The 10,614-nt window shown below is 68.9% G+C and carries 15 protein-coding genes and 2 pseudogenes; 13 read left to right on the forward strand and 4 right to left on the reverse strand.

All coding sequences use genetic code 11. The features are described 5' to 3' along the window. The 4 genes and pseudogenes from RM812_RS39475 to RM812_RS39490 form a co-directional block, all read right to left on the reverse strand. Positions 1-127: pseudogene (locus RM812_RS39475) on the reverse strand (IS630 family transposase); the annotation flags it as partial. Between the two features lie 114 nt (positions 128-241). Next, the gene (locus tag RM812_RS39480; RefSeq protein ID WP_311585411.1) at positions 242-667 is read right to left on the reverse strand and encodes a group II intron maturase-specific domain-containing protein; all 426 of its coding nucleotides are present in this window, start codon (positions 665-667) and stop codon (positions 242-244) included. Continuing rightward, positions 577-1,758: pseudogene (gene ltrA / locus RM812_RS39485) on the reverse strand (group II intron reverse transcriptase/maturase); the annotation flags it as partial. The gene RM812_RS39480 and the pseudogene ltrA, both read right to left, overlap by 91 nt. An 816-nt stretch (positions 1,759-2,574) precedes the next feature. After that, positions 2,575-4,509, reverse strand: a complete 1,935-nt coding sequence (locus tag RM812_RS39490; protein ID WP_311585382.1) for a hypothetical protein — start codon at positions 4,507-4,509, stop codon at positions 2,575-2,577. Between the two features lie 315 nt (positions 4,510-4,824). Here RM812_RS39490 and RM812_RS39495 point away from each other — a divergent pair, with 315 nt between their 5' ends. The 13 genes from RM812_RS39495 to RM812_RS39555 all read left to right on the forward strand — a co-directional run. Beyond that, positions 4,825-5,004 (forward strand): hypothetical protein, encoded by a 180-nt coding sequence (locus tag RM812_RS39495; protein WP_311585384.1) that lies wholly within the window; start codon positions 4,825-4,827, stop codon positions 5,002-5,004. Beyond that, complete coding sequence (locus RM812_RS39500; protein ID WP_311585386.1) at positions 5,001-5,267, forward strand: hypothetical protein; 267 nt, start codon at positions 5,001-5,003, stop codon at positions 5,265-5,267. Before RM812_RS39495 ends, RM812_RS39500 begins: the two co-directional genes overlap by 4 nt. 263 nt (positions 5,268-5,530) lie before the next feature. After that, positions 5,531-5,758, forward strand: a complete 228-nt coding sequence (locus RM812_RS39505) for a hypothetical protein (RefSeq protein WP_311585388.1) — start codon at positions 5,531-5,533, stop codon at positions 5,756-5,758. A gap of 72 nt (positions 5,759-5,830) precedes the next feature. Next, the gene (locus RM812_RS39510) at positions 5,831-6,232 is read left to right on the forward strand and encodes a hypothetical protein (protein ID WP_311585390.1); all 402 of its coding nucleotides are present in this window, start codon (positions 5,831-5,833) and stop codon (positions 6,230-6,232) included. Positions 6,233-6,382: 150 nt separating this feature from the next. Continuing rightward, complete coding sequence (locus RM812_RS39515) at positions 6,383-6,640, forward strand: hypothetical protein (protein WP_311585392.1); 258 nt, start codon at positions 6,383-6,385, stop codon at positions 6,638-6,640. 148 nt (positions 6,641-6,788) lie between these two features. Beyond that, positions 6,789-7,040 (forward strand): hypothetical protein, encoded by a 252-nt coding sequence (locus tag RM812_RS39520; protein ID WP_311585394.1) that lies wholly within the window; start codon positions 6,789-6,791, stop codon positions 7,038-7,040. A gap of 92 nt (positions 7,041-7,132) precedes the next feature. After that, on the forward strand, positions 7,133-7,615 hold the full coding sequence (locus RM812_RS39525; protein WP_311585397.1) for a hypothetical protein: 483 nt from the start codon (positions 7,133-7,135) through the stop codon (positions 7,613-7,615). A gap of 59 nt (positions 7,616-7,674) precedes the next feature. Further along, on the forward strand, positions 7,675-8,064 hold the full coding sequence (locus tag RM812_RS39530) for a hypothetical protein (protein WP_311585399.1): 390 nt from the start codon (positions 7,675-7,677) through the stop codon (positions 8,062-8,064). Continuing rightward, positions 8,057-8,413, forward strand: coding sequence for a hypothetical protein (locus RM812_RS39535; protein ID WP_311585401.1), 357 nt, complete (start codon positions 8,057-8,059; stop codon positions 8,411-8,413). The genes RM812_RS39530 and RM812_RS39535 overlap by 8 nt, the downstream gene beginning before the upstream one ends. 133 nt (positions 8,414-8,546) lie before the next feature. Continuing rightward, entirely contained in the window at positions 8,547-8,960 is a 414-nt protein-coding gene (locus tag RM812_RS39540; protein WP_311585403.1) for a hypothetical protein, read from the forward strand. Then, positions 8,957-9,577, forward strand: coding sequence for an RNA ligase family protein (locus RM812_RS39545; protein WP_311585405.1), 621 nt, complete (start codon positions 8,957-8,959; stop codon positions 9,575-9,577). The genes RM812_RS39540 and RM812_RS39545 overlap by 4 nt, the downstream gene beginning before the upstream one ends. A gap of 115 nt (positions 9,578-9,692) precedes the next feature. After that, positions 9,693-10,370: a GNAT family N-acetyltransferase gene (locus RM812_RS39550; RefSeq protein ID WP_311585407.1), complete on the forward strand. Its 678-nt coding sequence runs from the start codon at positions 9,693-9,695 to the stop codon at positions 10,368-10,370. Positions 10,371-10,404: 34 nt separating this feature from the next. Further along, positions 10,405-10,614: hypothetical protein (locus RM812_RS39555; RefSeq protein ID WP_311585409.1), on the forward strand; the 210-nt coding region annotated here is incomplete at its 3' end.

Here is a 10,614-nt window from a genome sequence, read left to right on the forward strand (position 1 = left end):
TGTAGCAGCACAGTGCGGCGATGGAAGTCCGGCGGCGGGACCTGCCGCGGACGCGGATGACAGGGGTGTGTCCGCGTCGGCCCCAGGTGCGGGCACGGGGCGGAGTCATCGAGAAGCCGGCCTCGTCGCTGAGTAGGCCCGGGGCGCAGTGCCGGGATTGCTCCCGGCCTGTTTCCCCGGACCTCTCGCCGAACCCGCCGTGCGCCTCTCGACGCAACGGGCTCTCCACGGTCTCTGCCCGTCAGGTGGTTGCAGGGGGCCAAGGGGTGGGGATCATGTTGCCGCGGTAGCGATACCGGGTGACCGGGATCGCGCTGATCTTCCGCAACTCGATCTCGCCCGCGCTGATCGGCAGCCACCGCCCGGTGGGGGTGGTGAGCCGTCTGCGGACGTCCGACCAGTTCCAATGATGCCGCTCTTGCAGCAGCCGGATAACCCGCCACCAGACGAGGTTGTCCAGATTGCTGAAGGTGCGCTTCGCGACGGCATGCCTGAAGTAGTTGGCCCATCCGGGGTGACCCTGTTCAGATTGATCAGCACCACGGCCAGGTCCTGCTGCGACGTTCTGTGGGTGAGGGTACGGATCTTCGCCTTCACTGACCGGACGGGCCGGTCGGCGATGAAGGTGTAGACGTACCACTTGTCCGTTCCGCGCTTGCGGCGCCACTGGATGTGGAACCCCAGGAAGTCGAACCCCTCGCCGAGGTGCACCAGTTGGGTCTTGGCTTCCGAAAGCCGCAACCCCATCGGTGCGAGAACCTGGGCGATCTCCTCGCGCAGTGCCTCGGTGTCCTGCCTGGTCCCTTTGACCAGGACGACGAAGTCGTCCGCGTAGCGGACCAGCCGCCACGAGGGCAGGCCCTTGGCACTCCGCCGTTCGCGCCGACCGCTGGTGGACAGTTCCCCGCCTGGCTCCCATGCCCGGTGCAGGTGCTCATCGAGCACCGACAGGGCAATGTTCGCCAGCAGAGGAGAGATGATGCCCCCTTGCGGCGTCCCGGTGAAGGTCTCCTGATGTTCCCCGAGCTCCGTGAGGAGCCCGGCCTTCAGGAACGCCTTCACCAGCGCCAGCACCCGCTTGTCCTTGACCCGGCTCCGGACACGGTCCATCAGCGCGACGTGGTCGATCTCGTCGAAGCACGCCGCGATGTCCGCGTCCAGCACCCACCGATAGCCGTGAGTGCCATAGAAGTGGATCTCGGCAATCGCGTCCTGAGCCCGCCGCTTGGGCCGGAACCCGTAGGAGACCGGCTTGAAGTCGGCCTCGAAGATCGGCTCCAGCACCAGTTTCAGGGCCGCCTGAACCACCCGGTCGGCGAGCGTTGGGATGCCGAGCTTGCGCACCTTTCCGCTGCCGCCGGGCTTGGGGATCTGCCGCTCACGCACCGGCTGAGGGCGGAATTCGCCCGTCTTGAGTACGCGGCGGAGCTCCTTCAGGAACCCAGAAGGGCCAATATCCCGCACCACGTTGACGGCTGTGAGGCCGTCGACGCCTGGGGTGTTTGCCCCCTTATTTCCCTCGACCCGTTCGAACGCTACGAGCAGCGTTGCCGGGTCGTGCACGAGGTTGAACAGATCGTCGAACCTGCGGCTGCTATCGGCCGCCGCCCAACGGTGAAGTTTGGCCTGCATTCCCGATACCCGCTGTCGAGGACCCATAGGCACCTCCAGGACACCGCTGTTGAGCGGAGCCGTTTTCGGCATTCCTACTTCCGGGACCTCTTGGGCACCGCTATTCAGCGATGCGACTCTCGGCATTACAGCCTCCTTCCCTTCTCGATTCCGCTGCCGCCCTTCCCCATGTACCGGGCTTTCCCCGGCTCGGACTACTACGGCGGCTCCGCCCCGTCCCGGCCCGATCGGCCGACGATGAGCCCAGCCTCGAACAGCGCTGGATGTGCTGCCCCAGGTCAGGGCCGGGACGGTTCCCGTGTTCACTCGTTGTTCGATCGACGGATTAGGAGCCCGGCTCTACCCCCGCGGCATCGCCACGGTTACCCCGCAGCACTTCACCGTGGCCTCCCCGAGCGCCAGACCACAGACTCTCGGAAAGTTCCCCGCCCCCTTCACAAGGCGGAGACGCACCGCATCCAGCCCAGATCCGCCAGGTTCGAGCTGGTGTGGATTCAGGGAGTGTCACCACCGGTTCCTCGCGTACTCCTTTCCGTCTCGCTTGCCGGACCCGCACCATCTGGCAGTGCTGATACGTCCCGGCTTTGTCAGGGCCGCTTGCCATCCTTTCCGGCACCTCCCGGAAAGGACTGCCCCCAGCTTCAATCGCCCTGCTGCGACAGGGCGATGGTGGTGGTCTTTCACCTCCACTCGAACAACGTGCGCTTCACGGCGCACTGAAGGCTGTCCACAGGGTGGTGGCTGGATCGAATCCGGCCACCGAGCTTAGGAGTTGCCGCTGCTGCTCGAAGGTCCGATCACCGGCCGGGGCGGATCGGGCGGAGACGCGCAGTATCCAGCCTGCGCCAGGACTTTGAGGTGTCGCCGTCATGGAGGGGACCGTAACCGCTGGCACTGACATCGACTCGCGGCCGCCGCCGTGGCGGGGCGCCCCCGGGGCGGTCAGGCGTCGTCTCCGAAGACGTCGTCGACCCAGGACTCGACCTCGTGCACCTCCAGTGGGAGGGTCGCCACGATGCTCAGGAACTCGTCGCTGCCGCCGGGTCGCCACCGCGGATCGAGGTCCCTCAGCGCGGCGAGATCTGCTGTCCGAAGGGCCTGGGCCCCGACGCGGTGGCGTTCGGCCACGTCGTGCTCGCCCGGCATCTCGTCGGCTGCGGCCAGGTAGCACTCGACGAAGGGGTCGAAGGCCGCGCGGTGTGCCGCCAGATGCCGGCGGTAGGCGGCACTGCCGACGGCGGCGTGGTTGGCCTCTTCGCCGACGAGGGTGCAGGGCTGGCCGTACCAAGTACTGATGTGCCCAGTGAAGCTGTTGGGGAAGTTCCCGTCGTCTTCGAGGCTGCGGTGTCCGTCGGGAAGGCCGGCGGTGGAGTGGACGCGGTAGCTGAAGTAGGTCAGTGCCTGGACGAGTCCGCGGAAGTCCAGCACGTCGTGCGCGTGGGCGGCGAGGATCAGGTCCGCGATTGTCGGAACGCTGTCGGTGGCGACGGCATCCGGCTTCGAGAGGCGCCACGTGTCGTGTTCGCGCCGGAGTTCAGTCGCACCGACGTCTTCGATGGCTTCGTGCACAGCGATCATGTGCGATGCGGCCTCCTGTGCCGCCCTCTGGAGCGTGCGGCGGGCGGGGTGTTCTTGAGCATCGGCAAGGGGCGGGCTGGTCGCGGCGGCCAGCGCCCAGTTCAGCAGTTCGATCAGCGTGTCCACGCCCCACCACAGGGGGACTTGGTACTTCTCCAGGCCTCGGAGGTCGTCCAGTTCCTTCTGGGACAACTGGGCACGCAGTGCCAGAGTCCCGAGTTCGAGGAGATCTATACCGGGGGCGTCGAGCAGCCGCTCCGTTCCGGGTGGCACCAGGCGGTCCTCGTGGGTGGAGTATTCGCCGCGGGCCGTTGAACGACGGCAGGTGCCGATCCAACCTCCGGCGTCCCAGATCGAGGTATGGGCCGGATCGTCGAGGACGGCCTGCGCGATTTTCAGCGCGTGGATTGCCGCGCGCCGGGTGACCGCGGTGGCCTCCAAGTCCATGAGATGGCACAGGGACTCTGCCGGGTCGGTGGCGGTCGGCTGGGGCTTGAAGGCGTTCACGGCGTCGAGTACGGCTGCTCCCGCGTCCGCCCTGCGCGGTGCGCGGCGGGCCGGCCACAGCTGCAAGGGCATGGAGAGGGCCTGCCACAGGGGGATGACACTCAGGCTCTGCCGTCCTGCCGAGGCGTCGAGAAGGTGGGTCTTGCCGGCGTGCTCGGTGAGCATCAGGTGCACGCTGGAGTGCCGGTGGGCCACGTCCCAGAGCAGGCCGATGCGCCGCAGCGTGGCAGAGAGCAGCGTCGCCAGCTCGTCCTGGGGGGTGGTGTGTTCGTGGCTGGCGGGCGGGGCCGGGCGCTGCGCTGCGCTGTCGGCCGCGTCGTGCCAGGCCGAGGGCGTGGCGGGGGCGAGGTTGATGCGCGCGCCGTTGATGGCGAGCGTGACCCCGGCGGTCGCCGTGCCGGTGTTCTGGGCGGCTGCTTCCGCGCGGATGTCGATTCCTGCGGCTGTGAGGGCACGGGCCCAGCGTTCGAGTTCGCGGTCGGCGATGTGGATGGTGAGCTCGTCCGTGCGGGGCGTGATGCTGGTGATCCCGTATGGGCCGTCGGTCAGCTCGGGTCGGTGCATGCCGTACTCGCGGATGAGCGCGGTCAGGATGCGTGCCTCGGCGTGGGTCTGGGGCCTGGAGGGTTCGGGGATGAGCGGGCCGGTGTCGGAGATTTCCTGTCGGGCCGTGTCGTAGGGCTCGCGGGTGGCCCACTGCCGCCATGTGGCAAGGGTGGAGGGTCCCGGCGGCCAGTCCGGGAAGTCGAACGGGTCGTCGCGTCGGGGCGGAGCCGTGAAGTCGTCGGGCACCGAGTCTCCTTCGTCCAGGGAGAGAGCGGATGTCGCCCATAGAGGTGTGAAGGGTGGTGCCCGTGTGACACGTGGCGGGCCGTTTTCTTGCACGATGCTCGGCCAACCAAATCTGTATTGCTTAATTGGATTGCATCATGTAGTGTGTAATCAGCAATCGGGGCGCGGCACCAAGTCGGCGCTCCTTGCCGATCCCGCCCTTACTGGTGCGGGACGCGGCACACCCGGCCCGCACCCGCGGGATCGATGACCGCCACCCCAGAGGCCTCAAGGTGCGGGGTGGCGGGCCCCCTTTGACTCTGGACTGGAGCAGCCTTGGCGGTACTCAACTACCGGACGGGACCCTGGTTTCACGACGAGAACCGGCCCTTCCCGCGCCGTCGCGGTGAGAACCGGCGCAACCAGCGCCGCACCGCCCGCCGCATGGCCAAGCGTGCTGAGGAGCGCCTTGCCGCTGCCGAGATCCGCGAGGACCGTACGGAGATCGAGGAATGAGTTCCGCGTACCTGATCGACGGACGGGGCCCCGTCGTCGGCGAGGCCGCACCCGGCGGCAAACTGCACCGCGCCGTCGTCTACCGCAGCGGCCCCGATCCCTGGGCCGGATGCGGACGCGCCCAACGGCTGGAGACCAAGTCGCTGGCCCTGGCCGATGACGCAGACTCCAGCCGCTTCTGCCGGCACGCCGGGTGCATGGGTTCGCGCGCCGGCTCGTCGCGGCCGCGCTCTCCGCAGCACCGCCATACCTCCAGGAACTGAACGGATCAGACAGTGTGCACTCACGACGGCCCACGAAGTCCTCAGCGGCCCTTCTATGCCTCCGAGTTCGACGACACCTGTGAAGGATGCGGTGCCCCGCCCGGTGCGTACTGCCGCCCGAACTGCGACAGCGGCTACACCGCCGAGGACGCACGTGCCCACGCCGCACTCCTGAGCCGACGCCCGCCCGGCCTCACCTGATCTTGCAAAGCCCCACCCCGCCCGTCATCGACGGGTCACCGCACGAACGGAACAGCATCCCCATGCCGTCGAACCCTCCGAAGCACCTTCTCAACGACGTCCGAACCGCCCTCGGTCTCCTCGATGAGAACGGTTCCCTCGACGCGTACCGCGACGCCTCTCCCGCCGCGCTGAGCACGCTGCAGGGCCGGGCCGTACGCGCCGTGCGCCGTCTGCGCGATGCCCTCGCCGAAGGGACCGGGGGCTACGTCGACCCCGTCGACTGGCGCAGGGCCCAGAAGGACCAGTAGGACGACGCACAAGGGCTCGCCCTCCTGATCGCCGACACGCTGCGCGCCCAGATCCCCGGCGCCAGCTATCTGGTGTTTCACGTCAACGACAGCTACGACGCCGAGACCGGCCGGGACCTGGAACTGCACAGCGTTCGCGCCGCCGACGGCACCGCCCTTCACACCTTCCACGATCTGCTTCCCGTCCCCGACGCAGGCCGTCACCGCGAGATCGCCCACGCCTGGCGGGACGCACGACTCCCGCAGACCGGGCAAGACCTGGCCGCCCTCATGCAGCCGATGCGCGCCGCGGGCCTCGTGTTCGACGACTACCCCGAGCAGCTTCATCTGTACGGGCACCCCGTCCTCGGAAACGATCCCGAGCACGTGCTGTGCATGCTCTTGTCGGACTCCGCGCATCCGGAGCAGTGGGACCTCAAGGACGTCTTCGGCCCTCGACTGCTGCGTCCGTACGGCACTCCCCTGCCCGCCTGAACCAGGCCGCCGCATGCGGCAGCCTCCGCTCACCGACCAACGGCCTCGCGCCCTCCATGCAGCCACGCCCCCGTGCTGCGGCATGAAGCCCCTGCCCGAACCGCCTTCCGGTGCCGCTATCCCGGCGCCCCGTACTCACACCAGAGCCACATGACCCACCAGACCATCACTGTCCGGGCGAAAGCTGTCGTTGTAGCCGTACATGACGTCTCGCTCACCGTGCAGGTGCCCGGCGACCGCACGCCGAGCCGCGCCGAGGCCCAGCGCCTCCTTGAGGAACTGGAGCCGGGCGTTCTCGACGCCGCGTGCACGCCCGACACCATCGATCATCACCGAGGGGCGGAAGTGCTCGACATCCTGGACGTCCAGGCCCTCGCCGCCGATGCGGAGGCCAACCGTGTCCTCTAAGGCCCATGGCCCCTTCGGGCGGGTAGTCCGCGTCGGTGATGAGACCGACGAGGCGTACCGCGCCCTTCTGCCGAACCCTCGTCTGCGGAGCGGACTGGCCGACTTTCTGTGCCTCCTCGTCCCCCTCGCCATCCAGGAACAGAGCCGTATGTCAGCGGGACGGATCGATGCGCTACGCGAAGGGCTCATCGACATGATCGCGGAGCACGGGGACGATCTGCAGTTCGGTGGAACCCACCAGAAGTCGGCCCGAGTCGCGCTGGCCAAGGCCCTTGCCGTCCTGGCCACCGCGGAGGGTGGCGTCACGATTCTGGGCGTCCACGCCTGTACGGCGGAGCACGAAGGCTGCCCAGGTTCCATCCGTCCGGCCACTGACATGGACGCGGCCCAGGCCCGGTGATACGGCACCGGGCCGCAGGGCCGGCCCGCACCTCACCACAAGGCGGGCACCTTCCGCGCCCACCTCTCTCGCGAGTATCAGGAGGACCCCATATGGCACGAGAACCGGGCAGTTCGCCGACCGCGGGCCGATCCCCCGGCAGGCCGGGAGCGACTCCGCAGGGCGTAGCTGTGCGCCCCACCCGCAGTCACACGGTCGCGCAGGCACTGGCAGCTCTGGACGTCGACCGGCTGTCCGCGTACGAGGTGAGGGATCTGCCTACCTCCGCCCAGCCGGCGGGCTTCATACTCCAGGACTCCGCGCACCCGTCCGGCGTCGTCGTGTCGGTGCTCGGCGCGTACGGTCCGGATTGGAGCGCGCTACTGGTCAGGCTCCGAAGCCACCTGGAACAGCCCTCGGTCGGCTACACGGTGGAGCCCCTCGAAGGTCTCGACGAGCGCGAGGTGATGGTCCGAGGGGCGAACGCGGACGAACTGCAGGCCCGCCGAGCCCTCGAACCGCCACCGCCCGCAGAGGCACCGACCCCCTCCCGCGCAGAAGTCCTTGAGGCAGCGGGCCAGGAGAGCCTCTTCTGAGCCGGCGGCCCGCCCCGTCCCTCCCACCGCATTCCGCACCCCGTGATGAATCCAGGCCCATGACCGTCTACTTCACCTTCATCCCCTCACGCGCAAAGCACCCGATGCGCCTCGATCCCTTGGAATTCGCCCCGAACCAGGCCGTCCCCGAGTGGGCCCTCAAGCAGCGCGTGCGCGGCCAGCACGGCCCGACGTACTACGACGGCGTGAACCGCGCCGTCGCTCTGGCGGACCGGCCTACCGCGGACCTCCCCGACGCCGATCACAGTGCCTGTCTGCTCGTGTGGAAACGCACGGCAGCGCAGCCCGTTCGTCAGCAGGACGAGGCACCAGACGAGGTGTGGACGCTCACACCCCGCGGCCGCGTGGTCAGAAGCCCTTGGGCCGGCACGCCCGGCCACACCCCATCGCCCGCCAGGAAGAAATCGGAAGGTCGCCACCATGGGTAACTCCTCGCGCCCCGGAAGCATCGTGATCCGTGAGATCGGCCACGCACCGTTCGCCGTGCTCGGTGAGCAGTACGCCGTCCTGGAACTGGTCTGGAACGGCGACGTCGGCCGGTCATTCGACCTGGTGCGCATCAGTGACAGCACTGTGCTCACCGAGGACGAGTCCTTCGACAGCTACCCCACGGACGAACAGATCGCCGACACCCTCGCGGAGCACGCCATCGACGCCGAGGTGGCGAGCTGCATGTTCTGCCGGGAGAACGTCTTGCTGGCCACCGCGCACCGGCACACCGGCGGCTGGGTCGGCGATGCCTGCTGCTGGGACGAACGGCTGTGTTCCACGCAGTAAGGCCAGCGCCCTGAGAACCCCGCCCGTGTGGTCGCTTCGACTCGCCCGAAGAGCCTGGGCGCTCCCGCTCGCGGCGGTCAGGCCCCGTCTGGCCGCCGCTCCGACAACACCATCACCCGCAAGGAGACCCCTCGTGACTACCACTCGGTCCGGAGTCCGCATCGACGCCGACTCCACGACGATGAACACTGCCGTGCCCGGCCCCTGGGCCCTGAAGAGGGCGGTGCTGCACGACGAACTGGGCGGTGAACCCCACTTCGTGCGGTATGCGGCAGCCGACGGCACGGCCCTGCGAGTGATCTGCCGGGCGGCCACGGATTCCGGCACGGCGTTGCCGGCCAACGAGCTGGCCACCGCATTCGTTTACCGCGCGACCGGGCAGGTCCTGGCCCGGCCGCTGCGCGGGCCCGTCGTAGTGCTCGGCGCGGGCCGCGTCGGCGGGCTGTGGCGCTCCGGCGACCTCACCGATTTTCACCGCGCGCTGCTGTACTCCCTCACCCGTGAGCGAGGCTGCCCGGGTGAGGGTGACTGGGAGGTCGCGCTGTGACCGCCGATCTGCCGAGGTATCCGCGTACGCCTCATCTGCCGGGGTCTCCGGGGGCGACGGACGACGACGTCTGGTGCGACTGGTCCCGTTTCGTTCCCGAGCCGGGGCGCGAGCTCGTCACCACGCTCAAGATGGACGGGGCGAACACGACGTTGCACGCGGGCGGGATGTACGGGCACTCCCCCACCGGGCGCAGCCGGCCGTGGCAGAGCCGGATGCGGGCCTTCGCTGCAGCGGTGTGTCCGCTGATCCCGCAGGGAGTGCGGGTGTGCGGTGAGGACCTGACGGTTGCGCATTCGATCGTCTACGAGCGGGAACTCCCGCCGTTCATGGTCTTCTCGGTGTGGGACGGCGATGTCTGCCTGCCGTGGGACGAGACGGTGGCCTGGGCGGACATGCTCGGTCTGCCCACCGTCCCGCTGCTGGCCCGCGGACCGCGGCCGGACGAGCCGCAGCGCCTACGCGGAGCCTTCGACCAGCGCACGGACGTCGAGCGGGACGAGGGGTTCGTGGTGCGCGACGCGCAGGGCTTCGCGCGAGGGGAGTTCGCCGGGCGGGTGGCCAAGTGGGTACGCAGCGGTCATGTGCGGACCGGAGCGCGATGGCCCGCCCATTGATTGCGTAATTGGATTTACCGCAGTAGAGTTGGGATGTCGGTTGCGGCATCGGTCGCACTGTCTCTCCCGGTGCCGCACCCGCGCCCGCTTCGCTGCCACTTCTCAGGACACCGCAATGTCTTCTCGACGCTCCCGTTCCCCGTTCCGCCTCCGCAACGCCGGTCAGCGCGATGTGGAGGTCTTCATGGACCTGATCCGTCACGCCGATCCCGACCACCCCTCGCCGTTCCACGCGGCCCGGCTCACCTTGAGCCTCCCGCCGGAACCGCCTCTGTCCCACCAGCTCGACCTCTGTCTCATCGCCGAGGACCAGCGCGGCAAAGCCGTCGGCGCGCTGGTGGCCGGCCCGCCGGAGTGGCTCGTGGCGCATCCCGGGCTGCAGAACTCCGCGCTGCTGCTGGACCTGGTGCACCGGATCACCATGATCCACGGGGTGGCTGTCGCACCGCGCTATCGCGGACGCGGAATCGGCCGGGCGCTGATCCGCCAGGCCGAGCAGCGCTACCGAGCACTCGGCTGGGGTCTGTCCATGCTCATCCACGCCCCGTCGCTGGCGACCTACTACGAGCGGCTGGGCTACGTGTCGCACCCGGCGCTCCTGATGAATCTCCCCAGCCCGCACCCCCTCATCGGGCAGGACTTCCTCGACATGCTCACCGCGCTCAAGCCTCTGTCCCCCGACGTCCGCCTGGCCGACGTCGCGTTCGCGCCCGCGCCCGTCATCTCCGGTGTCCTGCCCGGCAGCCAGGTGCCCGAGCACGCCTGGTTCGACGGCGCCGGGCTGTGCTACTGACCTCGCCGTTCCTACCGCCTCCGAGAGCCACCCCATGCCCAACTACGAAGCGGCCGTGCGTGTCCTGACCCAGGACGCGCTCGGCAACCAGCGCTGGAACGGCCTGACTCGCGAATGCGAATCCATGCCCACCAGCGCGTACCACGAGATGCGCGACGGCGCGGCAGCGATCGTGCAGCGCCTGGCCGGGGCCGTGAACTGGCCCCGGCTGCTGTTCGAGGCGGCTTCCCGTCACCTACGGCTT

It is taken from the genome of Streptomyces lancefieldiae, from assembly GCF_031845825.1.
Classification (GTDB): Bacteria; Actinomycetota; Actinomycetes; order Streptomycetales; family Streptomycetaceae; genus Streptomyces; species Streptomyces lancefieldiae.

Bases quoted from the DNA above. Each gene is read 5' to 3' on its own strand.
- RM812_RS39515 (WP_311585392.1), top strand. From the start codon at position 6,383: ATGACCCACCAGACCATCACTGTCCGGGCGAAAGCTGTCGTTGTAGCC.
- RM812_RS39530 (WP_311585399.1), top strand. From the start codon at position 7,675: ATGACCGTCTACTTCACCTTCATCCCCTCACGCGCAAAGCACCCGATG.
- RM812_RS39525 (WP_311585397.1), top strand. From the start codon at position 7,133: ATGGCACGAGAACCGGGCAGTTCGCCGACCGCGGGCCGATCCCCCGGC.
- RM812_RS39500 (WP_311585386.1), top strand. From the start codon at position 5,001: ATGAGTTCCGCGTACCTGATCGACGGACGGGGCCCCGTCGTCGGCGAG.
- RM812_RS39520 (WP_311585394.1), top strand. From the start codon at position 6,789: ATGTCAGCGGGACGGATCGATGCGCTACGCGAAGGGCTCATCGACATG.
- RM812_RS39535 (WP_311585401.1), top strand. From the start codon at position 8,057: ATGGGTAACTCCTCGCGCCCCGGAAGCATCGTGATCCGTGAGATCGGC.
- RM812_RS39505 (WP_311585388.1), top strand. From the start codon at position 5,531: ATGCCGTCGAACCCTCCGAAGCACCTTCTCAACGACGTCCGAACCGCC.
- RM812_RS39550 (WP_311585407.1), top strand. From the start codon at position 9,693: ATGTCTTCTCGACGCTCCCGTTCCCCGTTCCGCCTCCGCAACGCCGGT.